The sequence below is a fragment of the Citricoccus sp. NPDC055426 genome (genome assembly GCF_040677445.1).
Lineage (GTDB): Bacteria > Actinomycetota > Actinomycetes > Actinomycetales > Micrococcaceae > Citricoccus.
On record NZ_JBFARZ010000001.1, the window covers coordinates 196,400 to 221,038 of the forward strand.

A 24,639-nucleotide genomic window follows, 5' to 3' on the forward strand; every position below is an offset into this window, starting at 1 on the left:
CCACCCTAGGTCACCCCGTTACACTCGGCCCATGGATCTGCCCGAGACCTCCGCCCGCCCCCTCGCCACCCATCCCTTCTCCCAGGTCAATGTGTTCTCGTCGGAGCCGTTGGCCGGCAACCCCGTGGCCGTGGTGCATGCGGCCGACGACGTGGACGAGGCGGAGATGGCCGCCTTCGCACGGTGGACCAACCTCTCCGAGACCACGTTCCTGCTGGCTCCCACGGACCGCGCAGCCGACTATCGGCTGCGGATCTTCACCCCGGGCGGTGAGTTGCCCTTCGCGGGGCATCCCACCCTCGGCTCGGCGCACGCGTGGCTGGCCGCGGGCGGCAGCCCTGGGACCGAGGGGCGGGTGGTCCAGGAGTGTGCCGCCGGCCTGATCACCCTGCGCCGGGAGGATGGAGACGGAGAGGCCCACGACGCCGGCCGCCTCGCCTTCGCCGCCCCGCCCCTGGTGCGCTCCGGTCCGGTGGACCCCGCCGACGTGGACCGGGCCCTGACCGAGGTGGGGCTGGGCCGGGCCGACCTGGTGGATGCGGCCTGGGTGGACAACGGGCCCGGCTGGATGGGGCTTCTGCTCACGGACGCCGAGGCTGTGCTCCGCGCCGCCCCGCAGGCCGGGTCCGAGCTCAAGGTGGGCCTCGTGGGACCGCACCTCGCGGCGGAGTCCCCGGCCGACGTCGAGGTCCGCGCCTTCATCCCCGGGATGGGGATCCCGGAGGACCCGGTGACGGGCAGCCTCAACGCGGGGCTGGCCCAGTGGCTCATGGGCGCGGGCCGGTTGCCGGGCCGGTACGTGGCCTCCCAGGGCACAGCCCTGGGCCGCGCCGGACGGGTCCACCTGGAACAGGACCCCGCGGAGCCGGGGACCATCTGGGTGGGCGGGGCCTGCGTCACGGTCATCGAGGGCACGGTGTCCCTGCGGGGCCGATAGCCGGATCGGCTAGGGCCTGGAAATCCTGGATCTCCCGGCGGCCGGGGCGCATCGCGCGCAGCGAGTTGACGATCGCCACCACGTCCACGACCTCCTGGAACAAGGCGCCGACGATCGCGGGGATCACCCCGAAGGCGGCTGTGATCATCAGCACCAGGGACAGCACGATGCCCGTCCAGATCGACTGCCGCGCCACCTGCAGGGTGCGCTGGCCCACCGAGACGGCCACGGCCGCGCGTGAGATGTCATCGGTGAGGATCACCACGTCCGCGGATTCGGAGGCGGCCGTGGAGCCGCGGGCTCCCATCGCCACGCCGACGTCGGCCACGGCCAGCACCGGCACGTCATTGACGCCGTCGCCGACCATCATCACGGGGCCGGGTCTCGCCTCACGGATCAGGCGGACCTTGTCCTCGGGCAGCAGTTCGGCGTCCACCTCGGTGATGCCGGCCTGGGCGGCGATATGTCCGGCGGTGGCCTCTGCGTCCCCGGTGAGCATCATCCGGTGCTTCACGCCGAGACGGTCCAGCTCGGCCAGCGTCGCGGCGGCGTTGCCGCGCAATTGGTCGGAGAGGATCAGGGTCCCGGCGAAGCGCCCGTCCACCCCGACATAGACGGCGGACTGGCCGGGCCGCAGGTCGGTCTGGGTGAGCCCGGTGGTGTGTGCGCGGACGTAGCCGTGCTTGCCCACGATCACCCGGCGTCCGGCCAGGGTGGCCGTCACCCCGTTGGTGGCCTCCTCACGGGCATCGGCGGCACTGATCAGGTCTAGGCCCCGGTCCACCGCGGCGGTGCGGATGGACTCGGCCAGCACGTGGACGGAGTACTGCTCGGCCGAGGCGGCCAGCCGCAGCATCTCCTCCCCGCCGATCCCGGGCTCAGGGCGGACCTGCAGCAGTTCGGGACGGCCGTAGGTGAGCGTGCCGGTCTTGTCGAATGCGGCCGTGCGGACCGAGCCCAGGGCCTCGATGATGCCGCCGGACTTGACGATGACCCCGTTCTTGGCCGCGCGGGACATCCCGCCCATGAACGCCACCGGGGCGGCGATCAGCAGCGGGCACGGGGTGGCGACCACCAGCACCTCCGCGAAGCGGACCGGGTCTCCGGAGGACCACCAGGCCACGGCGCCGATGAGATAGGCGATGGCGGTGAAGGGCACCGCATACCGATCGGCCAGGCGCACCATCGGTGCCTGGGATGCGGCAGCCTCCTGCACCAGGGCCAGGATCCGGGCGTACTGGGAGTCCTCGGCGGTGGAGTTGGCCACCAGTTCCACGGCCTGCTGCCCATTGAGCGCGCCGGAGAGGACCTCCTCGCCTGATATCCGGGTGACCGGCAGCGACTCCCCGGTCAACGAGGACTCGTCGAAGTCCGCCGAGATCTCCGCGCCGCCGGGGCCGGCCGCCAGGGTGCCGTCCACCGGCACGACCTCGGCCGGACGGATCAGCAGCCGGTCGCCGGGGCGGACCTCGCCCAGGGCGATGTCCTGGCTGGTGCCGTCCGGGTTCAGCCGGTGGGCCTGCTGTGGCGCGCGGTCCAGCAGGGTCGACAGGTCCTTCCGGGCCCGCCCGGCGGCATAATCCTCCAGGGCCTCGCCGCCGGTGAGCATCAGGCAGACCACCAGCGCCGCGAGATACTCACCGACCACGACGGTGGCGACGATGGCGGTGACGGCCAGGACGTCGACTCCCCAGTGTCCGCGAAGCAGGTCCCGCACCATGCCCACTGCGGTCCACGCGGCCACCGCCAGGGCGAACACCGAGGCGATCAGCTGGGCCACCGGTTGGGCGCCAGCCCACTCCAGGAGGCCCACCGTCGCCAGGCCCGCCAGGGTGGCGAGCACCCACGGGTACGAACGAGCCGCAGTGAAGATCATCATGGTCAGGGCCTCCTCGAGAATCCGATTCTGCCCCGTCACCATGAGGTTGGCCACGAAGGGCAGGCTCTCCTGAGCTCGCAGGCCTTCGGCAGTGTCCCGCAGGGCCTACCGGCGGGTACAACACGCCCTGCGGACATCTTCAACCTTTTCGGTGCGGCCGCGAGAAGATGGGGGGATGCAGAACACAGTTCCGGACGGATCCCGCGCCACCCAGCCGATCGAGGTGGCCGCGGTGGTTCTGTACCGTCCGAACGGTGAGATCCTCACGGTCCGGAAGACCGGCACCAGCATGTTCATGTTCCCCGGCGGCAAGCAGCAGGGGGACGAGTCCGCGCTGGACACCGCCATCCGCGAGCTGGCGGAGGAGACCGGACTGGCCGTCCCGCCGGAGGACCTGGAGTACCTCGGTGCCTGGGACACCCCGGCCGCGAACGAGAATGGCCTGCAGCTGCACTCGGAGGTCTTCGTCCTGCTGCGGCCCCTGGCCCGCAACGAGGTCCCCACGCCGGATGCGGAGATCGAGGAACTGGTCTGGATGGACCCGGCTGCGCCCCAGGCCCCCGACGGCCACGGGATGGCCCCGCTGCTGCTGGCCGTCTTCGAGCACCTCAAGGACCGCCGCCCGTTCTGAGGGCTCAGCCCTTGACGGCATCGCCGTGCGCATCGTGCTCGCGCAGGAAGCGGTGCTGGACCCGGGCATCGACCACCAGCAGGACGGCGACCACCGCGAAACCGGCCAGGGCCAGCAGGGCTGCCGGGCCGACGTCGTCCCCCCAGCCCGTCAGGGCGCGCGTCTCGTCCTGCCAGGGCCACAGGGTCCGCAGCCCGCCGACCATGACGCCCGTCAGCAGGGCCAGGGTGATGGTGTGGTGGTGGTCCAGCAGCCATTTGAGTAGCTTCACCACCACCACCATTCCCAGCGCCATGCCGAGCGCGAAGACCCCCAGGTAGGCGAGGTCGAGCTCGTCCACGGCGCGCAGCGTGGGCTCGTAGAGGCCGAACGTCAGCAGCAGGAACGAGCCCGAGAGCCCCGGCAACACGAGCGCGGACACGGCCACCATGGCCGCCGGCACCAGCACCAGGGGATGGGCCTCCACGGAGGCCGGCGGCAGGGAGACCAGCAGGAAGGTGGCCGCCGCCGCGAGCACCCCGCCGATCAGGTGGACCGGCCGCAGGCGGACCTCGGCGGGGTCCCTGCCCACGGCCACGCGGCGGAACCGCTCGGTGGCCAGGCCCTGCAGCATCATCCGGAACGGCACGGCCACGGAGGCCAGCACCATGCCGAAGAACAGCGCGCGCATCAGCACGGGGTGGTTCTCCATGGCATCGGCCATGGGCCCGGCCACCGTGAACACCGCGAGCACCATGGCGATCCCCACCGGGATGACCACGCGCCAGTGCACCCGGGCCAGGTGTTCGGCGGCGCCGGCCCGGCGGTCGGGGCCCGTGATGAGCCGGCGCCCGGCCGAGATCAGGTGGGCCGCCGAGTCGATGATGTGGTGGTAGATCCCCACCACGAGCGCCACCGTGCCGCCGGAGACCCCCGGCACGGTCTCCACCGCGCCGATCAGCGCGCCGCGGATGAGGTTTCCCATCAACGACGTCGGCCTCCCGGCCGGGGAGGTCGGCTCGGCCGGGGTGCCGGTCGGGGTGCCGGTCGGGTTGCCGGCGGGTGAGGCGGCAGGGGGTTCGGGACGGGACATGACGCGGGGGACCTCCGTGGATCACTGCAGGCGGCTGGCAGCCGGACGGCCCCCGAGTCTACCGACCGGCCGGCTCGGATCGTCCGACCGCCTCACGGTAGCGGCGACCGCGCCGCCAACAGCGCGCGGGTGAACGGGTCGGCCGGCTGGGCCCACACCTGTTCCACGGGCCCGTGTTCCACGATCCGCCCGCGGTGCATGACGGCGACCGTGTCGCAGACCTGGCGGATGACCGCGAGATCGTGGGAGATGAGCACCAGGGCCGTGCCGGTGCGCTCCTGCAGCTCACTCAGCGTCTCCAGGATCGAGGCCTGGACCGTGACGTCCAGGGCGGAGACCGGCTCGTCCAGCACGAGCACGGACGGTTCGGCGGCCAAGGCCCGGGCGATCGCCAGCCGCTGCCGCTGGCCACCGGACAGGGAGCGGGGACTGCGTCCCAGGACCGCGGCGGGCAGCCGCACCAGCTCCAGCAGCTCCTCCGGGGCGCGGCTGCTGCCGGAGGTCCGCAACGCCGTGCGCAGGATCCGCCCGGCGTTCCAGCGCGGGTCGAAGGAGCCCAGCGGGTCCTGGGGGACCAGCCGGACCAGATGGCGCCGGGCCCGGCGTCGGCGCTCGGGCAGCTCGCTCCACGGCTCGCGCGCCAGCTCCACCCGGCCCGCGTCCGGCGGTTCGGCGGCCACGAGGATCCGCGCCAGGGTGGACTTCCCGCTGCCGGACTCCCCGACCACCCCCAGCGCCTGGCCGCGGCGCACGGTCAGGTTCACGCCGTCGAGTGCGTGGACCGCGCCGCCGCCGGGCAGCCGGTAGCGGCGGTGCAGCTCCGTGGCCCGCAGCAGCTCCGGGGCCTCCGCGGGTACCGGTGGCCGATGGCCCGCACCCCGCGGAACGGCGGCCAGCAGGGTCCGGGTGACGGAGTGGGCGGGCCGGCCCAGCACCTCCTCCGCGCTCCCGGACTCCACCACGCGGCCGCCGTCCAGCACCACCACGTCGTCGGCCAGTCGCGCCACGGCGCCGAGGTCGTGGGTGATCAGCAGCACCGCCGTCCCCTCGTCCCGCAGCCGCCCGAGCAGCTCGAGCACGCCGCGGGCCACCGTGGCGTCCAGGGCCGTGGTGGGCTCGTCGGCGACCAGCAGCTGCGGCTCGGACACGATCGCCGAGGCGATGAGCGCACGTTGGCGCATGCCACCGGACAGCTCGCCGGAACGCTGGGCGGCACGGGTCGCCGGTTCGTCCAGGCCGGCGTGCGCCAGGGCCTGTTCCACCCGGCGCCGCCGCTGGGCTCCGCCCATCCCGCGCAGCTGCAGGGACTCGCCCACCTCGGCGCCCACGGTGCGCAGCGGGTCGAGCGACTGCAGGGCGTCCTGCAGCACGAAGCCCACGGCGGGGCCGCGCAGTTGCCGCCACTGCCGTGCGCCCGCGGCCCGGACGTCCTGACCGGTCACCGTGAACCGCTCGGCGGACACCGTGGCCGGGGCGCCGCCCTCCCCGGCCAGGCCGACGACGCTGCGCGCCAGCACCGACTTGCCGGCACCGGACTCGCCGACCACGGCCAGGCACCGCCCCGGTTCCAGCCGCAGGTCCACGCCCCGCAGCACCTCGCCGACGCCCGGGAAGGCGACGGTGAGCCCGGCGACGTCCAGGATCGGGGCCGCGCCGCTGGCCCCGGCACCTATGACGGCACCCCGGTCCGCGCTCATGCCAGCGCCACCGTGCTGAGGCGCCGGCCGAGCATCGTCAGCGCGGCCGCCGCCACCGTGATCGCCAGCCCCGGCGCCACCGTGAGCCACCACGAGGTGGTGAGGTGCAGCCGCCCGGCGTTGAGCATGGCCCCCCACTCGGGAGAGGGCGGCAGGGCGCCGAGGCCGAGATAGCTCAGGGCGGACACCCACACGATGGCCTGCCCGATGCCCAGGGTCCCCACGGCGATCAGCGGCCACATGGTGTTGGGCACCACGTGGCGCACGAACGCGGTGGGGGCGGACACCCCCTCCAGGCGGGCGGCGGTGACGTAGGGGCTGTGCACCACCGAGCGGGCGCGGGCGCGCAGGATGCGGGCATAGCCGGGGGCGGTGGCCAGGCCCACGGCGAGCACCGACGGCCCCACCCCCGCTCCGAGCACGGCGACGAGCAGCAGCGCGAGCACGAGGCTGGGCAGCGCGAAGAGCACCTCGATCACCCGGCTGAGGGCCCCGTCGAGCCAGCGCGGGCCCAGGGCGGCGCCGAAGCCCAGCAGGACCCCGAGGCCCAGGCCGATCGCGGTGGCGGCGGCCCCGACCCCCAGCGACTGGCCCGCCCCGTGCACCACGCGGGTGTAGACGTCCCGGCCGGAGGCATCGGTGCCGAAGAGGGCGGCCGGCCCGGGCGGCTGGTAGGCCTGCGCCGGGGAGACCGCGGTGGGGTCACCGGGGGCGAACAGCCCCGGGACCACGGCGGCCAGCACCATCAGGAGCACGACGCCGGCGCTCACCATCCCGCCCGGCCCCAGGTTCGCTGCCCAACGCCTCGCCCACCCGCTCACGCGACCACCTCAGAGGCGGGGGCCGACCGCACGGCCTCGACCCGGCCGCGCAGGCGGGGGTCGACCACCCGCTCCAACAGGTCGGCCACGGACATGACCACCACGTAGCCCAGGGCGATGACGAGCACCACGCCGATCACGAGCGGCACGTCCCGGGCATGGGTGGCGTCGATCAGCAGGCGGCCCAGGCCCGGCCGGCCGAACAGCGTCTCGACCACGACGGCCCCGGAGAGCAGCGAGCCGAACGCCCAGCCGGACAGCGCGATCGCCGGCAGCGCGGCATGGCGCAGCGAGTGGCGCCACAGCACCCACCGCTCCGAGGCACCCCGGGTGCGGGCCGTCGTCGCGAAGGGGGCCGTGTGCGCCTCTTCCAGGCCGTCCCGCATGACCTGCCCGAGGAAGCCGGCCACCGGGACCGCCAGCGTCACGGCGGGCAGGATGAGCGAACGCAGGGAGTTGTCGCTGCTCGTGGCGGGCAACCAGCCCAGCCCGCCGGCGAAGAGCGCGATCAGCACGGCGCCCAGCCAGAAGTGCGGCATGACCGAGGCCACCACCTCGCCGCCGCGCAGCAGGCCCACCGCCCGGCGTGCCAGCGGGCCGCGGGCGCGCACGGCCAGCGTGGCGACGGTCAGGGCTAGGAGCCAGGCGAGCACCAGCCCCAGGCCGGCCAGGGCCAGGGTGCCGGGCAGCTGGTCGCCGATGAGCTCGGACACGGGCCGGCGCCGGGCGTAGGAGTCACCGAGCTGGAACGTGACGGTCCGGACCAACTGGAGCAGGTACTGCACCCACAGGGGTTCGTCGAGGGAGTACTCGGCGCGGACCCTCGCCATCGACTCCTCACTCGCCTGGGAGCCGGGGCCCCCGAGGATGGCCTCGGACGGGTCGCCGCCCGCGGCCCGCAGGGCGAAGAACACCACGGTGGCGACCACCCAGGCCACCAGGGCCGCCGCGGCCAGGCGGCCGAGCAGCCAACGCAGCACGGCCTTCATGCGCTGTCCGTCCGACCCCGTCTCACGGGGTCACTGTTGCCGGGACCACTGCTACCGGGGTCACGGCTGGGTGAGCCGGGCGTTGATGAAGGTGGGCGTGGACACCGTCCCGAGGGTGGTCACGCCGCTCACGCCGCGAGTGAGGAAATGGTTCTGCTGGTCGTACAACGGCAGGATGTAGTAGCCCTCCAGCACCTGCCGCTGGGCCTGCTCGTACAGGGCCGGTCGCTCCCCCGGGTCGGTGATCCGGGCGGCCTCCTCCAGCGTGGCGTCCAGCTCCTCATCCGTGACCTGGGACAGGTTGGCGAAGTATCCGCTCGGCGCGGGCTGGGTGCCGTCCGAGTGGTAGAGGGTGCGCAGCACGTCCGGGCCGACCTTGGTGTACGGGGCGCTGACGGCTTCGTAGCTGTTCTCCCCGCCGTCCTCCGGGGCCGCCAACGCGCCGTACCAGGCGGACAGGTCCAGCGGCGTGAGAACCACCTCGAAGCCCACCTCGCGGGTGTTGGCCTGGATCTGCTCGAACAGGGCCTGCTCGGCGGCCACCGACTGGTTGGTGCTCACCGGGAAGCGCACGGTCAGGCGTTCCCCGTCCTTGACGCGGTAGCCCTCCGAGTCGGTCTCGTTCCAGCCGGCCTCGTCCAACAGCCGCGCCGCGGCGTCCGGGTCGGTGCCGAAGAGCTCCGGATCGCTGTAGGCCATCGGCTCCACGCTGGACAGCGGGGAGTGGGAGCGGGTGGCCACGCCCTGGTAGAGCGCCTCGATGCCCGGGTCCACGTCCGCGGCCCGGACGAAGGCCTCGCGCACCCGCTCGTCGTCGAACGGGGGCTGGGAGGAGTTCAGCTCGATCCGGTTCACCGATCCGGGCCGGGGCGCGTCCAGGTGGGTGAACTGATCACCGGCTGTGCCGTTCTCGGCGGCCACGATCGCCTCCGGCTCGGGGTTGTCGATGACGTGGACCTCGCCGGACTGCAGGGCCGCCCAGCGGGTGGCCGGGTCCGGCAGGAAGCGCCACTCGATGCGCTCGAGGTGGGCGGGGCCGCCGTGGTCCGCCTCAGGGCCGTGGGAGGCGTAGTCCTCGTTGCGCTCGAGGATCACGTGCTGCTGGGGGACCCACTCGGCCACCGTGAAGGGACCGGTGCCGATCGGGGCGGCGCAGTTCTCCTCCATGCCGCGCTCGATCCCGGCGGGGGACTGGATGGCGGTCCACTGCATGCTCAGGGACTCGAGCAGGGCGGAATCCGGCTCGCTGAGGTGGAAGCGCACGTGGGTGGCGTCCACCGGCTCCACCTCGGCGATCTTCTGCACGGCGAGGAAGCCGGTGGAGGAGGCGGTCTCCGGGTCCTGCAGGTGCTCGATGTTGGCCTTCACCGCCTCGGCATCCAGCGGCGTGCCGTCGGTGAAGGTGATGCCCTCGGCCAGGGTCATCTCCCACGTGAGGCCGTCCTGGCTGACCTCCCAGTCGGTGGCCAGCCAGGGCTGGATCTGCCCCTCCGCGTCCCGGCCGACGAGAGGCTCGAGGTACTGGGTGCTGATCAGGGCCTGCGGGTAGTTGCCGCCCACATGGGGGTCCAGGCAGGTGGGTTCGGCGTCCCCGGTGGCATAGACGAGGGTGCCGCCGGCGACCGGGTCACCGGCTCCGCCCTCACCGGCGGGATCGGAGCCATCGGCGTCGGTGGCGCCGCCGCTGCAGGCCGTGAGCAGCAGTGCCAGCACGGCCGCACCGGTGGCCAGGCGGACTCCGCGTCGGGGGGAAACGGTGGACAGCCGGGCATCGGCCATAGGGACATGCACCTTCACTCGTGATTGACACGTCAATCGTAGTCGAGCGGCCCCGGCCGGATTCATCCGGCGTCATGCCGCTCAGGCACTGCGGGCACGGGTGCGCTGCTGGCATGGCTGCGCCGCTGGAGGCGATCGCCACAGCCGCCCCGGAATGACCCGAGCACTTTCAGGGCAATCTCACCGGGTGGGATTGCCCTGAAAACAGGATTGCCCTCAAAACGGGGGGAGGGGTGCGGGGTCAGGCGGCCGGCTTCTCCGCGATCTGGAAGGTGGCCCCGGCCGGGTCGGCGACGGTGGCGAGCCGGCCGAAGGGGGTGTCCATGGGTCCGTCCAGCACGGTGCCGCCCTGCGTGCGGATGAGCTGCGCGGCGGCGTCGGCGTCCCCCACGGTGAAGTAGGCCCGCCAGAACGAGGGAGTTCCCTCGGGGAACCACTCGCGCGGCGCCCCGCACAGGCCGGCCGTGGCGGCGTCGCCCGGATGGTTGTTGGCGTAGTCCACGTCCTCGCCGCCCCCGCCCCCGGACTCACTGGACCCGCTGGATTCCTGGCCGTCGCTGCCGAGTGGTGTCAGGTCCCAGCCCCAGACGGTGCGGTAGTACTCCGCGTCGGCGCGGTAGTCGAAGCTCATGACCTCGAACCAGGCCGGCGCGCCGACGGCACCGTCCAGGACGAAACCCTCGAAGCCGTCGGACTGCCACAGCCCCATGGCCTCGCCGCCGGGGGTCGTGACGATGCCCATGGACCCGAGCCCGGGCATCGGCATGGCCGGGTAGATCACGCTGCCACCCGCCGCGGCCGTGTCCGTCAGGGACTTCTCGATGTCCTCGGTCTTGAGGTAGACGGTCCAGGCGGCGGACTCGTCCTGATCCCCCTCCGGCATGGACATGGCCCCGCCGACGTGCGCGCCGTGGTTCGTGATCATGTGGTAGTTGCCGTAGTCCGGTCCCATGTCCTCGAACCGCCAGCCGAACAGGGACGTGTAGAAGCCCTGCACCGCGGCCAGGTCCGGGACGCCGAGGTCCACCCAGACGGGGGAACCCGCGGTGATCGTTCTGGCCGCCGTGGTGAGGTTCTCGGAGGAGGAAGTGTTCTCCGTCATGTCGGTCTCCTGGTGCTTGCGGTGGGCGGTCGGTCCGGTGCCGGACGGTGGGTGGTTCAGCCGCCGGGCCGCAGGCCCGGCAGCAGGGAGGGCAGCGCGCTGAGCAGCGGGAACTGCCACGGGGCGGCGAAGTCCAGTACCAGCGGCACGGTGGCAGAGCCGGTGAGCGGCTGAGGATGGACCCCGACGGCGGGCCGCGGGTTGGCGAGGTGCTCCACCGGTTCTGCGGTGGTTGGGACCGCGGTGGCCAGCAGCCACGGGGCGGAGGCGACGACGGGCAGCCGGAACGCGCCCTCACCGAGGCGGAGCACCCCGGTCACGGGCAGCCCGGCCGGGGACGGCGCCGGGTAGAACCCGATCCAGACGAGGGCCTCCAACCCGGGTCCGCCCCGCAACCGGGGCGGCAGGTGCACGGTGCCCTCCACGGTGCCGACCTGGCCGGTGGCCGGGTTCGGCCACCCCGCGGCCACGTGGGCCTCGGTGACGCCGGGCGGGTAGAGGGCGAAGGGGCTCGGGGTGGACACGGACAGGGAATCCGCCAACCGGCGGAGCTCCGAGGGGGCCACCCCCACCTCCTCACGGAAGCGGCGGGTGAATGTGCCGGGGGAGGAGAATCCGACCTCGTGGCAGATGTCCACCACCGAGTGGTCCTGGGTCAGGAGTAGTTCCTTGGCCCGGTGGAACCGGACGCCCGCGAGGTAGCGGTTGGGCGTGACGCGCAGGTTCTCGGCGAACATGCGGGTGAAGTGGAACTGGCTGTAGCCGACGGCATCGGCCATGTCCGCCACGGTGATGGGCTCGGTGACGTGCTCGGTGATGAAGCGGGCCGCCCGCCGCGACGCGGCCTCGTGTTCGCCACTCTGGTCTTTCACGGACCCAGTGTGAGGTCCGGTCCGGGTTGCTGTCACCATGTCGCCTGCTCCCGTCGCCCTTCCCGCCCACCCGTGCCCCCGACCGGAGGGTGCCGGGGCTGAGCTGGCGATGGAATCGACCCTAGGACCATGAGGTCCCAGGGCCGACTCCGATCCTGCGCAGCCCACCACGCTGCCGACCACGCACCTGATGCGGCACCCTGGCCGGGGCTCCTGACATCGAATAGGGAGGACACGCCGGCGTCAGCACGACGTTGTCAGTGTGTCCTCCCTCCTCGAATGACGGGTCCTGAGGTCCTGGGGCCGACCCGGGCGGTCCCGGGTCAGGCCATGGCCAGTCCCTGCACCGGGGCCAGCTTGGCGGCCCGCTGGGACGGCGCAACGGAGGCGAGCAGTCCGGCGAGCACGGAGACTGCCACGATCACGGCGAGCTCCCACCACGGGACCACGGGCCAGACGATCGCCTGGCCGATCCCCGCGGCCATCGGCCCGAAGACCGTGTGGGCGCCCATGCCGCCGTAGACCGTTCCGAGGGCACAGCCGATCAGGGCCGCCACCCCGGAGATCAGCACGGCCTCCAGCGCCAGCATGCCGCGCAGCCCGCGCCGCGTCAGGCCCAGGGCCCGCATCAGCGAGTTCTCCCGGGAGCGCTCGATCGCCGACAGGGACAGGGTGTTGGCCACGCCGATCAGGGCGATCAGCACGGAGACCGCGAGCAGTGCGGTGACCACCATGAGCATGCCGTCGATCACCACGGAGAACAGCAGCCGCACGCTCAGGTCCCCGGTGATCTTGTCCTGGGAGACCCCGGCCGCCTGGGCGATGTCCGTGTTCAGCTGCTGCAGTCCGTCCATGGTGACGCCGTCGGAGGCGTCGAGCCAGAGCAGCGGTGCCGCGGCCTCCTGGCCGGACCCCGTGGTGGCACCCTCGTCCCAGCCGATCCCGCGGGCGTCCTCCAGGGTCATCACGGGGCGGAGGGCGGACGAGGCGCTGTGGATGACGTCCAACTCCACGGAGCCGGTGGCACCGGCGACGGTCAGGGTGTCCGCCTCGATGGTGTTGGGCACCAGGATGGTCCCGGGGTCACCGAGACGCTCGGTAGCGTCTCCGGCGGGCATTCCCGACACCACGGAACGCAACTCGTCCGGGTCGGCGGCGAAGACGGGAACGCCCTCGGCCTGCGCCCCGGCATCAGCCGCGGTGGTGCCGGCCGGCAGCAGCAGGGCGGCGGAGTCGATGCCGTCCACGCCGCCCACGGCCTGCTGGGCGGCGGCGTCCTCGCCACCGAGGAGCTGGACCTGCAGGTCCACCGGGAACTCGGCGGAGAAGATGGTGTCCATCTGCTGCTGGGCAGTGCGCCCACCCGTGAGCATCATCGCCACCAGGGTGGTGCCGATCAGCAGCGCCGCCGCGGTGGAGGCGGTGCGCCCCGGGTTGCGCACGGAGTTCAGCCGGGCCATCCGGCCGGGGACACCGGCGGGCTTGGCGGCCAGACCGGCCACGGACACCACGGCCGGTACGAACAGGATGGCGAGCATCAGCACGCCCACGAAGGACAGGGCGCCACCGGCCACGGCGATGGCCAAGTTCGCGACCGCGGCACCCCAGACCAGCCCGGCCAGCCCGGCCAACAGGAACAGGGACCCGAACACCAGGCGGACGACGCCGGCCCGGTTGCCGACCGCGGCGTCCTCCCGGGGGCGCATGGCCTCCAGCGGTGAGACCCGGGTGGCGGCCAAGGCGGCAGAGAACGAGGCGACGATGGTCAGGACCATGCCCACGGCCACGCAGGCGAGGAGGTCCCGCACGTTGGCCTCGAAGGTCAGGAACCCGAAGCCCTGGTTGGTGGCGCCCCATGCCACCAGGGCGGCGACGATGCCGCTGGCCAGGGCCGAACCGATGATCGCGCCGACCACGCCGATGATGCCGGCCTCGGTCAGGACGGCACCGCGCACCTGCTGACGGGAGGCGCCCAGGGCGCGCTGCAGGGCCAGGTCGCGGGAACGCTGGGCCACCAACACCGAGAAGGTGTTGGAGATGACCAGGGCGGTCACCAGCAGGGCGATGACCGCGAAGGCGCCGAGCACGTACACGAAGATGTTGGACCCGGCCATCTGGGCGACCTGTTCCTGCGCCTGGACGTCCGGGGTGGCCACGGAGGCCCCCATCCCCTCGGTCTCGGCGAACTCCTCCAGGGCGGCTTGGACGGTGGCGACATCGGCGCCGTCCGCCAGCCGGATGAGGACGTGCTCGGCGTAGTCGCGGCCCAGCATCTCCTCGATCTCCGCCGCGTCGAGCCCTTCCGAGCCAGCCGCGGCCCCGGCCTCCGATGTCATCGCCCGGGCCATGTCCGCCTTGAGGGCCCCGGCCAGGGCATCGTCCATCTTCAGCTGGATGGCGCCGATCGCGTTGGGATCCTGGGAGACCTCGGTCAGCCCGGTCACGGTGACCTTGCGGCCGGCCGCGTCCTCCGAGCTGCTGGACATCAGGAAGGTGCTGGAGCCGACGTCGAGCCCGAAGTCCTGCGCGGTGCGCTCGTCCAGGGTGATCTCCGTGGCGGATCCGGCGGCCGGGTACTCGCCGGCCACGAGGGGCTCGGCCATCAGGGAGGTGTCCTCGGGGACGGTCGAGGCGAGGGCGAAATCAGAGTCAGCGGTCCAGGTGCCCTGGCCCTGGGCGTCGGCCGGGCGCTGGAGGCCCACCGCGGCGACCACGTGGGCATAGGCCTCCCGGACGCCCTCGACGTCCTGCAGGGGGCCCGGCTCGGCGGACGATCCGGCCACTTCGGCCAGGGCCTCCATGGTGCCGTACGTGTCACCGGTGCCGGCCTCCGGGGCCATCACGAGGTCGGCCTTCGAGTAGGTGGCCCCCAGCGAGTTGCGGAGGCTGGCCGTGGAGGAGGAGCCCACGAGCAGGGCGGAGGCGAGGAAGGTCACGCCGATGGTGATGGCCAGCAGCACCGAGATGTAGCGGCGCGGCTGGTCCCTGAGCTGGGACAGTGCGAGCTTCAGCATGGCTCAGGCGCCCCCGACCATGTTCAGTTTCGCCAGTGACGCCAGGACGTTCTCCGGGGTCGGATCGGTGATCTCCCCGGCGAGCTGGCCGTCGGCGAGCAGGACCACTCGGTCGGCGTAGGATGCGGCCGAGGGGTCGTGGGTGACCATGATGATGGTCTGGCCCATCTCCCGCGAGGAGCGGCGCAGCAGGGAGAGCACCTCGGCGCCGGTGGCCGAGTCCAGGTTGCCGGTGGGCTCGTCGCCGAACACCACGTCCGGCCGGGTCAGCAGGGCGCGGGCCACGGCCACGCGCTGCTGCTGGCCGCCGGAGAGCTCGTGCGGCTTGTGCTTGAGTCGGTCGGTCAGGCCCAGGATGCCGACCACATCGGCCATCCAGGACCGGTCCACCGGCTTGCCGGCCAGGTCCAGCGGCAGCACGATGTTCTGCTCGGCCGTCAGGGTGGGCACCAGGTTGAAGGCCTGGAAGACGAAGCCGATGCGGTCGCGGCGCAGCTTTGTCAGCGAGGTGTCGTTCAGCCCTGTGATCTCCTGGCCGCCGAGGACGATGGAGCCGGAGTCGGCGGTGTCCAGCCCGGCCAGGCAGTGCATCAGGGTGGACTTGCCGGAGCCGGAGGGGCCCATGATGGCCGTGAACGCCCCGGCAGCGAAGTCCACGTCCACGCCGGCGAGGGCGTGCACCGCGGCCTCGCCCTTGCCGTAGGTCTTCACGAGGCCGCGGGCGGAGACGGCGGTGGATGCAGTGTTCTGCGAGGGGGGAGCGGTGGGGGAGATGACGTCGGTAGTGGTGTCCATGCAAGCCACTCAACCGCATCCGCGGTCGCGGCGAATCCACCGACGGGCCTGTTCCGTGGCCGTTCAGGGTCATCCTCCGGGATGACTCGGGGTCATCCCGGAGACTCCGGTGACGTCCCGTTCAATGACCGGCATGGGCCCGCGCGCTGGACACCGGGGTAGCATTCGGCGGGGCGGTTCCGGGACCGGAGGCCGCCAGATCGCATCGTCTCGGTGAAGGGGGAGGCCGTCAGTGGATGTCCTCATGGCGGCGCTGCCCATCGCGCTGACGCTCGGGCTGTTGCCGACCAGGCTCCCTTCCTGGGTGGCCCCCGGCGCGGGCCTGGCGGCCGCCCTGGTCATCGCCCTGTCCTGGTTCGGTGCACGGTGGGCGGACCTGGGCGAGGCCTTCGGCGGCGGGGCCTGGACCGTGGTGGAGGTCCTGGCGATCATCGGCGGCGGGGTGCTGCTCGCCCGGGTCATGGACCGCACCGCCGCGCAGCAGCGGATCGCCGTCTGGCTCTCGGCCGGCGGCGGCCCCACCGTGGCCTCGGCCCTGCTCATGGTCACGGGCGTGGTGCCCTTCATGGAATCCGTCACGGGCTTCGGCGTCTCCGTCATCATCGCCATCCCGCTGCTGCGCGCCCTGGGCTTCACGCCCCTGCGCGCCGCCCTGCTGGCCCTGCTGGGGCTGACCGTGGCGCCCTGGGGATCCATGGCCCCGGGCACCCTGCTCGGCTCCGAGATCGCCGGGGTCTCCCTGATGGATCTGGGCCTGGCCTCCGGCGTCTTCAACGTGCTGCCCTTCGTGGCCGGCGGGGCGCTCGCCGCCGTGGTGGCCGGCCGGGGCTCCCACGAGGTGGGGGCCTTCCGCGGGCAGGCCGACGCCAAGGCCTATGCCATGTGGACAGCCACGGGCTGCGCCGCCGGCCTGGTGCAGAGCACGCTGGTCATGCTGAGCAACCTGCTCCTCGGCACCGCTGTGGCGGGCGCGGTGGGCTCCCTGCTGATGTCCGCCGGCTGGGCGCTGGTCATCAGCCGCGGCCGACTCCACCCCACCCCCTGGCGTTCCCTCGCCCCCTACCTGATCCTGCTGGTGGGGACGATCTCCGGCCAGGTCCTCGAACGGACCCTGCTGCCGAACGGCTTCGGGGCCGTGCTGGGCTCCCCGGCCCTGTGGTCCATCACCGGGGCGCTGGCCGGCACCTGGGTCCTCGGGATGGAGAGCCACCACCGCTGGCTGCTGCCGCGGGAGACCGGCCGGGTGTGGTTGGGCGCCGCCGTCCCCACCGGCCTCTACCTGTTGCTGGGCTACGCCGTCTCCGGGGGCGGCCTGGCGGAGTCCCTGGCCACCGCGCTGACCACGTTGGGCGGCGGATACCTGTTCCTGGTCCCGTGGATCGGCGGGCTCGGCGGCTACATCACCGCCTCCAACACGGGGGCGAACTCCATGTTCGGCGGTACCCAGACCGCCGCCGCCCACGCCCTCGGAGTGGACCCCCTGTGGGTGATGGCCTCCCAGAACGCCGCGGCCGGCCTGGGCTGCCTCACCAGCCCCGCCCGCATCGAGCTGGCCTACCGGCTGGCCAGCCAGGAGGACCACGCCGACCACCCGGGCCCGCGCGTGACCCGCGGCAACCTGCTGCGCGTCACCCTGCCGTTCTTCCTGGTGTGCCTGGTCCTCTGGGCCGTCGCCGGGCTGCTGTTCCTGCCGACCACCGGGTAGCAGCGGTCGGCAGCCCCCAGCCGGGCACTCACGGCTGGGCGATCCCGGTCCGGTAGGCCGTCACCACGGCCTGGACGCGGTCCCGGGCGCCGAGCTTGGCCAGCACGCGGCCCACGTGGGTCTTCACGGTGGCCTCGGAGAGAAAGAGCCCCGCGGCGATCTCCTGGTTGGAGTCCCCGCGCGCCATCAGTCCGAGCACCTCACGCTCGCGCGGCGTCAGCGAGTCCACCGCCGCCGACTCCCGCTGCCACCGCTGGTCCGCGGCGTTCTCCCGGCGCAGCGTGGGGGCCATGTGGTCCAGCAGCCGGCGCGTGGTGGACGGGGCGATCACCGCGTCCCCCCGGTGCACCGTGCGGATCGCGGCCAGCAGCTCCTCCGGCGGGGCGTCCTTGAGCAGGAACCCCGAGGCACCGGCCTCGATCGCCTCCAGCGCGTACTCATCCAGGTCGAAGGTCGTCAGGACCACGACGCGCGGGCCGTCCGGTTCCGCGGCGGGTGCGGGGCCGGCGTCGTACCCCTCGGGCAGCAGGGCCCGGGTGGCGGCGATGCCGTCCATCTGGGGCATGCGGATGTCCATCAGGACCACGTCCGCACTCCGTACGGCGGGGGAGGCCACGGCGTCGCGGCCGTTGGAGGCCTCGGCCACGACCGTCAGGTCAGGCTGGGAGTTGATGAGCATCGCCAGCCCGGAGCGGACCAGTTGCTGGTCGTCCACGAGGGCGACGCGGATGGGTGCGGGCGTCTCGGTCTCAGTCACGGTTCCATCATCCACGGTAGTCCTCAGATCTCCTGGTACGGCACCGTGGCGTGCACGGCGAAACCGCCGCCCTGGCGCGGGCCGGAGCTGACGGTGCCGCCGAACAGCCCGATCCGCTCGCGCAGCCCCACCAGTCCCTGCTGGGATCCCTGGGTGGACTGGTAGGCGGCGGCACCGCGGCCGTTGTCCACCATCTCGATGTCCAGCCCCCGGCCGGTCCACCGCAATCGCACCGTGGCGGCGGCGTTCGGGCCACCGTGGCGGACGGTGTTCGTCAGGGCCTCCTGCACGGCGCGGTAGGCCGCGAGCTCACCGCCGGCGGGCAGGGCGCGGCGGGCGCTGCCCTCCACGGCGAAGTCCACGGTCAGGCCCGTCAGGCGGATGGTCTCCACGAGGTCCTCGAGATCCCCCAACGCCGGCTGCGGATGGAACTCGGTGGCCTCCGGCCCGCGCAGCACCCCCAGCAGCCGCCGCATCTCCCCGAGGGCCTTGCGGCCAGTCTCCGAGATGGTGCCCAGCGTGTCCACCGCCACCTGCGGGTCCTGGGCGCCGGCGTACCGCCCGCCGTCCGCCTGGGTGATGACCACCTGGAGGGAATGGGCCACGATGTCATGCATCTCCCGGGCGATGTGGTTGCGCTCGTCCGCCGCCGCCAGTTCGCGCTCCTGAGCGGCCTCCACCTCGAGCTGCCGGGCACGGTCCCGCAGCTGGTCCAGGGCGAGCCGGCGCGTTCGGGCGAGGTCGCCGAAGGCCCAGGCCGCGAGCACGATCGAGGCGGCACCGACCGCGAAGGAGCCGGCAATGACGGCTTGTTGGACGGGATCGGTGTTGGCAGAGATGTTGTTGGAGATCATGTCCGCACCCGGATCCAGGAACGACGGCGGAGCATAGGCGATCTTGAGCCCGTTGAGCACGGAACCGCCGAGCGCCGTGCCGATCCCGGCCAGCGAGGCCCACCGCGGCCCGTTGACGGCCAGGTTGTGCACCATCAGCGGCACGGCGATGATCGAGGGCAGCAGGTCCGGGCCGATCAGCAGCTGCAGGAGGCAGAAGAACACCGTGATGCCGGCTGCCAGCACCGGCTTCCACCGCCGGATGGCCCACGGGACGAGCTGACCCACCGAGATGACGAAGGCCAGCGACAGCCAGGGCACTACGGCGCCGTCGCTGGGCCCGATGGGTGAGGCGGCCCCGATGGAGAGGCTGGAGAAGGTCAGCACCAGCAGGCACGTCACCAGCACGTCCGTGATGACGGGGTGGGTGCGGAACCAGGTGTCGATGCGACGCAGCGGATTCACGGAGTCAGGCTCTCCAGGATCTGCTCCGCTGGGGCCGTCCGGGTGCGCGCGGCCCCGATTCCGGCCCACAGGCTGACGGACTCCGGATCACCGGCCACGGTGGCCGCGGCACGCAGGGGCTTGGTCAGGTCGTTGACCTCCGGGTAGGCGGCCGGGGCGTCGGCGTGCTCGCGCATGAAGCCGTTCTCGAGCCCGCGGGCCCAGCGCCCGGAATAGGCGCGGGTCAGCGCGGTGCGGGCGGAGCCGTCGTCGCGCGCGAAGCGGGTCCCGGCGGCCACCTGATCCAGGGCGGCGCGCTGCAGCGCGGAGGTCCCGGCCTGATCGGCGCGCAGGAACGCGGTCCCGCACTGGGCGGCGGTGGCCCCGGCGGCCAGCACGGCACGCACCCCGTCCGCGTCCATGATCCCGCCCGCGGCGAACAGCGGAACCGAGGGCCCGACGGCGGCCCGCACCTCGGCCAGCAGGTCCCCCAGGGCGGTGGTCTCGGGAGCTGCTGCGGGATCATGCACCGAGCGGTGACCGCCGGACTCGGGACCCTGCACGCAGAGCAGGTCTGCGCCGTGCTTCAGGGCACGGGCTGCCTCGGCGGCCGTGGTGACCGTGACCCCCAGGACGGAGCCGGAGGCGTGCAGACGGCGGAACACCTCGGCCGCGGGCAGTCCGAAGGTGAAGGTCACGAGCGGCCAGCGGCCGGCCTCGGCGGCATCCAGCTTGGCGTCCCAGCCGTCGGTGGCGTCCGGGTCCAGGGCGTCCGCGGCCGGCAGGTCGCCGGGGTCCACGCCGAGGCGCTCCGCCTCGGGGAGCAGGCTGGAACGGTACGCGGCCACCTCGGCCGCGCGCCGCCGTCGTGCTTCCGATCCGGGCGCCGAGCGCTCGGCGGGGATGGCCGTGTTGGCCGGTTCCGGGACGAAGAGGTTCACGCCGAAGGGTGCCGGGGTGGCCTGACGGGCCGCATCAACGTCCTGGACGAGTCCCTCCACCGGACGCATCCCGCCGGCGATGAAGCCGATCCCGCCGGCGGCGGACACGGCCGCGGCGAGCTGCCACGTGGAGGGTCCGCCGGCCATGGGCGCGGCGACCACGGGAACGGCGGGCGGGTTGAAGCGGGGTGCCGGGTGCGTGGCGGTGCGCGGGGCGGGAGGTGGTGTGGCGGGTCGGTCAGGGCTCATGGGTGGATTCTGGCATGTTCGCCGGCGTGGGGATTGAGTGTGAGGGGTGAGTGTGGGGTTGGAGTGCGGGGCTCACCCGGCGCTGAGCCGGCCGCCGATCAGTCGGGTCACCCCGGCGGCGGTCAGTCCGGAGACCAGGATGGCCGCGAGGACCACTCCCTGCCCGGCACCGGTGAGCTGGGTCAGGAACGTGCCCACGAGGATCATGGCGAGCAGTGCGGCGAGGAGGACGCCGCCGAGGCCGTCGGACGGTGCCGGGTGCGTCCCCGCCGGGCCGGTCCCGGTGGGCTGCCGGACGTACCCCGCGGGCGTGGGCTCGGCGGTGTCCGTGAGGTCCTCGGCGTAGCCGGAGGCGGAGATGACGTGGTGGACGGGGTCGGCCGTGGGCTCCGTGCCGGGGACGGTGATGACGCGGAGGCCGGCGGTCTGGTCGGGGGCGTGGGCCGTGGCGGCCGAGGTGCCGGAGAGGGCGGTGGATTCCGTGGCGGTGATGGTCGGCGTGCTCATGGTCTCCACGATGCCCGGCGGCCCGGGTCTCCCAGAAGCCACCGGGGGGTGAACCTGGGTGGCGCGGACTCATCCTGGGGTATGACTCTGACCCTGACCCGGAGTCCCACTCATCAGTTGCTGGATTCGGAGGGGGTGTTCGACCTCAACACCCCCTCCGAATCCAAGAACTGGTCCAACCACCTGGCCCCGGACGCCGACGGGAGGTCAGAGGATGCCGAGCATGCCGGCCTCCGGGGAGACACAGGCCATGGGATCCACCGAGGCCGTCAGCGCCGCGTTCCGGTTCAGCAGCGGCACGGTCCACTTCTCCCCGGGGTGCATGGTCTTCTCCCGGCCCTCCACGTTGAGGTGGATGGGGTGGGCGGAGCCCTCGAGCAGCTGCAGGGTGATGCAGTACTGGGTGATGCGCACGCTCAGCGGCTGCCGGCGGAACCGGATGGTGAACTGCACCCCGGGCACCTCCAGGGGCAGCAGTGGATGCAGCCACAGGGTGTTCGAGCGGGTCTCCACCCCCGCATAGCAGCGGATGACCATGTCCACCGTGCCGGCCATGGCCCCGAGGTGGATGCCCTCCCGGGTGGTGCCGCCCTGGGTGTCCGAGAGGTCGGCCTCGAGGGCCTCCTCGAACAGCTCCCAGGAGCTCGAGCGGTCGGTCCGGGCCGCCACCCAGCCGTGGACGAGCCGGGACAGGGTGGAGCCGTGGGAGGTGCGGGCCAGGTAGTAGTCCACCGTGGCCGTGAAGTCCTCCGAGGTGAAGTGGTACCCCATCCGGTTCAGGATTCCCTGGAGCTCCTCGGAGGAGAACAGGTAGGCGAGCATCAGCACGTCCGCCTGCTTGGAGAGCTTGTAGTGGTTGGTGCTGTCGCCCTCGGCCTGCAGGATCAGGTCCAGCCGGCCGATGTTCCCGTACCGGTCCCGGTAGGCGGCCCAGTCGAACTCCTCCAGGTCCTCATAGCCGTCGAACTGGCTCATCACGCCGCCTGACTGGAACGGCACGCGCAGCTTCAGGCTCATGTCCGCCCACTGCGCCAGTTCGTCCTCGAAGACGTCCAGCCACTCGGTCAGCGGATCGTCCAGCCCGTCCAGCCACTGCACCAGCCGCACCGTCTCGGAGAGCACCCAGGACAGCAGCACATTGGTGTAGGCGTTGTTCCGCACCCCGGAGCCGGGGGTGTCCGGGTAGCCGTCGTGGTACTCGTCCGGCCCCATCACGCCGTGGAGCTCGTACCGGCCCCGCTCCGGGTTGTAGTGCGCCATCGAGACGAAGAAGCGGCAGATCTCCACGAGCATCTCGGCGCCGTAGTCCGAGACGAAGGTCTGGTCCTGGGTGGCCTCCACATAGCGCAGCACCGAGTACGCCACGGCCAGGGAGACGTGCCGCTGATTGTGGGAGTTGTCCGGCATCCACTGTCCGGAGCGCTCGTTCCACAGCTCGGTGGGGGTCTCCTCCCGGCCGTCGGAGCCGGACTGCCACGGGAACATGGCCCCGCGGTACCCCTCGGCGAGGGCGTTGGCCCGGGCCTCCCCGAGACGGCGGTAGCGGTACATCAGCAGGCCGCGCGTCAGGTCCGGCCGGCGCAGGGTCAGCATGGGGTAGACGAAGATCTCGTCCCAGAAGATGTGGCCGCGGTACCCCTCGCCGTGCAGGCCCCGGGCGCCCAGCCCCGCGTCGAGGTCACTGCGGGAGCCGAACGAGGTCTGCAGCACGTGGAAGGTGTGCAGGTTCAGCGCCAGCTGGTGGCGCTGGGTGGTGCCCGCCCGGACCAGCGCCTCCGTGGCCTCGAGCCGGGTGGCCGGCGGCAACAGGTGGCCCTGCAGCTCGGGGGCGGGATCCAGCCGCACCGCGAAGCGGGACCAGTTCACCCCCCACATCTCCTCGTGGAAGGTCAGCATCTGGCGGAAGGAGCCGCTCCGCTCGACCCTCTTGACCGCGTTGTGCCACACGGTGGAGGTCGCGTGGTCATGGGTGTTGGCCGCGGCGGTGATCTTGTCGAACATCACCGGCACGCCCTCCGCCAGTGCGATCTCGATATCGTGCCCGATCACCAGGGAACCCAGCTCCACCGGCGTGCGGACGGGTTCGGGGGCGTCGGAGGGGGACTGGAAGCGGGTCCGCGAGGACAGGGCCACGTGGACGCGGGACTGGCTGGCGACCGTCTCCAGCAACACGGTCTCGCCGTCCGTCTCCCGGGCGTCGACCGGTTCCCAGTGGTCCGAGGCCAGTTCGCGGTCGTCCGCGACGTTCTGGTTGGCCACCCGGCCGTCGATCAGCGAGCGCACCGTGGCGGTGCCGGACCAGTCCTCCGCCTCCACCGTGAGCTCCAGGGCGGCGAGGTGGTGGTCCGCGAAGGACTGGAACTGGCGGGTGCTGACGCGGGTGGTCCGTCCCCGGTCGTCACGGAAACGCATGGTGCGGGTCAGCAGTCCCCGGCGCAGGTCGAGTTCCTGCCGGTAGGAGATCAGGTCCGGGTTGTCCGGCAGCAGCTGATCCCCGCCGGCCAGGGTGACCCGCAGGTACGTCCAGTCCGGTGCGTTGACCATGTGCTCGGTCTCCACCGTCTTGCCCTGCACCGTGGACTGCAGGCGGTTGAAGACCCCGGCCACGTAGGTGCCGGGGTAGTGGGTGGTCCCGGCCGTGGTGCCGGGCACGGAACCGCGGGTGCCCCAGTAGCCGTTGGCGAGGGTGCACAGAGCCTCCCGGGTGCCCTCCTCGGCCGGGTCGAAGTGGTCGTAGGCCAGGACCCAGTTCGGGTCGAAGGGCCGGGTGGTGCGCTGGCCCAGGTGGAGGGTGGAGAAGTCCTCGACCACCACGTCCGCGCCGGCGTCCTTGAGCCGCTGCGGATCGAGGGCCCGGTCCACGCCGACCACCAGGCCGAAGCCGCCGTCACGGGCGGCCTGCACGCCGGAGGCCGCGTCCTCGAGCACGATCGCGTCCACCGGCTCCACCCCCAGCTGCTGGGCGGCGAGCAGGAACATCGCCGGATCCGGCTTGCCCGGCAGCCCCCGCTCCAGGGCGGTGTTGCCGTCCACCACCACGTCGAACATCCGCTCCACGTGGCCCGCGCCCAGCACGGCGGCGGAGTTCCGCGAGGAGGTGACCAGCGCCGTCGGCACCGCGCCCTGCCGCAGCTCCGTCAACAGGGAGAGGGCCTCCGGGAACACGGTGACCCCGTCCCGGTGCAGGACCTCCTCGAAGAAACCCTGCTTGCGTTCCGCCAGGCCCTGCACGGTCAGCGCAGCCGCCGGGGTCCCGGCCGCATCCGCAGCCGCCGGTGTCCCGGGTGCCTCCGGCACCAGGAGTCCACGGGACGCGAAGAAGGAACGCACGCCGTCCTCGCGTGGCTTGCCGTCCACGTACTCCAGATAGTCCGAGCGCTCGTCGAAGGGGCGCAGCGCCCTCGGGGCGGCCGCCACGGCCGCCTCGTTCTGCGGCAGGGCGCCCACCGCCGGCAGGCACGAGTCGAAGAGGTCCTTCCACGCCCGGGCGTGGACGCCGGCGGTGTCCGTCACCACGCCGTCCATGTCAAAGACCACCGCGCGGAAATGGCGCAGTGCGTGGCGACGGGCGGGACCCGAGAGCTCGATGGGACGGGTCAGAGGATGCATGGATCC

At 72.6% G+C, this 24,639-nt stretch carries 18 protein-coding genes; 3 read left to right on the forward strand and 15 right to left on the reverse strand.

What is annotated here, in order from left to right:
• Positions 1-31: 31 nt before the first annotated feature.
• Complete coding sequence (locus AB0K08_RS00960) at positions 32-937, forward strand: PhzF family phenazine biosynthesis protein (RefSeq protein WP_363350740.1); 906 nt, start codon at positions 32-34, stop codon at positions 935-937.
• On the opposite strand, the gene AB0K08_RS00965 is transcribed toward AB0K08_RS00960, so the two are convergent.
• Positions 903-2,813 carry a heavy metal translocating P-type ATPase gene (locus AB0K08_RS00965; protein ID WP_363351820.1) on the reverse strand — a complete coding sequence of 637 codons (1,911 nt, stop codon included), beginning with the start codon at positions 2,811-2,813 and terminating at the stop codon, positions 903-905. The two genes, AB0K08_RS00960 and AB0K08_RS00965, sit on opposite strands and share 35 nt — an antisense overlap.
• A gap of 178 nt (positions 2,814-2,991) precedes the next feature.
• Here AB0K08_RS00965 and AB0K08_RS00970 point away from each other — a divergent pair, with 178 nt between their 5' ends.
• Positions 2,992-3,447 (forward strand): NUDIX domain-containing protein, encoded by a 456-nt coding sequence (locus AB0K08_RS00970; protein WP_363350742.1) that lies wholly within the window; start codon positions 2,992-2,994, stop codon positions 3,445-3,447.
• Between the two features lie 4 nt (positions 3,448-3,451).
• Here AB0K08_RS00970 and AB0K08_RS00975 read toward each other — a convergent pair whose 3' ends face one another.
• The 9 genes from AB0K08_RS00975 to AB0K08_RS01015 all read right to left on the reverse strand — a co-directional run bounded on the left by AB0K08_RS00975 (position 3,452) and on the right by AB0K08_RS01015 (position 15,588).
• A complete protein-coding gene (locus AB0K08_RS00975; RefSeq protein ID WP_363350744.1) occupies positions 3,452-4,519 on the reverse strand; it encodes a DUF368 domain-containing protein in 1,068 nt (355 codons plus the stop codon).
• Between the two features lie 92 nt (positions 4,520-4,611).
• A complete protein-coding gene (locus AB0K08_RS00980; RefSeq protein ID WP_363350746.1) occupies positions 4,612-6,216 on the reverse strand; it encodes an ABC transporter ATP-binding protein in 1,605 nt (534 codons plus the stop codon).
• Positions 6,213-7,037: an ABC transporter permease gene (locus AB0K08_RS00985; RefSeq protein WP_363350748.1), complete on the reverse strand. Its 825-nt coding sequence runs from the start codon at positions 7,035-7,037 to the stop codon at positions 6,213-6,215. The genes AB0K08_RS00980 and AB0K08_RS00985 overlap by 4 nt, the downstream gene beginning before the upstream one ends.
• A complete protein-coding gene (locus AB0K08_RS00990; RefSeq protein ID WP_363350750.1) occupies positions 7,034-8,026 on the reverse strand; it encodes an ABC transporter permease in 993 nt (330 codons plus the stop codon). The genes AB0K08_RS00985 and AB0K08_RS00990 overlap by 4 nt, the downstream gene beginning before the upstream one ends.
• A gap of 60 nt (positions 8,027-8,086) precedes the next feature.
• Positions 8,087-9,805, reverse strand: a complete 1,719-nt coding sequence (locus tag AB0K08_RS00995) for an ABC transporter substrate-binding protein (RefSeq protein ID WP_363350752.1) — start codon at positions 9,803-9,805, stop codon at positions 8,087-8,089.
• Between the two features lie 241 nt (positions 9,806-10,046).
• The gene (locus AB0K08_RS01000) at positions 10,047-10,907 is read right to left on the reverse strand and encodes a VOC family protein (protein WP_363350754.1); all 861 of its coding nucleotides are present in this window, start codon (positions 10,905-10,907) and stop codon (positions 10,047-10,049) included.
• Between the two features lie 56 nt (positions 10,908-10,963).
• Complete coding sequence (locus AB0K08_RS01005; protein WP_363350756.1) at positions 10,964-11,779, reverse strand: AraC family transcriptional regulator; 816 nt, start codon at positions 11,777-11,779, stop codon at positions 10,964-10,966.
• A gap of 323 nt (positions 11,780-12,102) precedes the next feature.
• Positions 12,103-14,793 (reverse strand): ABC transporter permease, encoded by a 2,691-nt coding sequence (locus AB0K08_RS01010; protein ID WP_363350758.1) that lies wholly within the window; start codon positions 14,791-14,793, stop codon positions 12,103-12,105.
• A gap of 3 nt (positions 14,794-14,796) precedes the next feature.
• Positions 14,797-15,588 (reverse strand): ABC transporter ATP-binding protein, encoded by a 792-nt coding sequence (locus AB0K08_RS01015; RefSeq protein ID WP_363350760.1) that lies wholly within the window; start codon positions 15,586-15,588, stop codon positions 14,797-14,799.
• Positions 15,589-15,832: 244 nt separating this feature from the next.
• Here AB0K08_RS01015 and AB0K08_RS01020 point away from each other — a divergent pair, with 244 nt between their 5' ends.
• Complete coding sequence (locus AB0K08_RS01020) at positions 15,833-17,293, forward strand: L-lactate permease (RefSeq protein ID WP_363350762.1); 1,461 nt, start codon at positions 15,833-15,835, stop codon at positions 17,291-17,293.
• Between the two features lie 28 nt (positions 17,294-17,321).
• On the opposite strand, the gene AB0K08_RS01025 is transcribed toward AB0K08_RS01020, so the two are convergent.
• The 5 genes from AB0K08_RS01025 to AB0K08_RS01045 all read right to left on the reverse strand — a co-directional run bounded on the left by AB0K08_RS01025 (position 17,322) and on the right by AB0K08_RS01045 (position 24,633).
• Positions 17,322-18,050 carry a response regulator transcription factor gene (locus AB0K08_RS01025; protein ID WP_363350764.1) on the reverse strand — a complete coding sequence of 243 codons (729 nt, stop codon included), beginning with the start codon at positions 18,048-18,050 and terminating at the stop codon, positions 17,322-17,324.
• Positions 18,051-18,073: 23 nt separating this feature from the next.
• Positions 18,074-19,348, reverse strand: a complete 1,275-nt coding sequence (locus AB0K08_RS01030; protein WP_363350766.1) for a histidine kinase — start codon at positions 19,346-19,348, stop codon at positions 18,074-18,076.
• Entirely contained in the window at positions 19,345-20,517 is a 1,173-nt protein-coding gene (locus AB0K08_RS01035) for a nitronate monooxygenase (protein WP_363350768.1), read from the reverse strand. Before AB0K08_RS01035 ends, AB0K08_RS01030 begins: the two co-directional genes overlap by 4 nt.
• 72 nt (positions 20,518-20,589) lie before the next feature.
• Entirely contained in the window at positions 20,590-21,024 is a 435-nt protein-coding gene (locus AB0K08_RS01040) for a hypothetical protein (protein ID WP_363350770.1), read from the reverse strand.
• 207 nt (positions 21,025-21,231) lie between these two features.
• Positions 21,232-24,633 (reverse strand): beta-phosphoglucomutase family hydrolase, encoded by a 3,402-nt coding sequence (locus tag AB0K08_RS01045; protein ID WP_363350772.1) that lies wholly within the window; start codon positions 24,631-24,633, stop codon positions 21,232-21,234.
• Between the last annotated feature and the right edge of the window lie 6 nt (positions 24,634-24,639).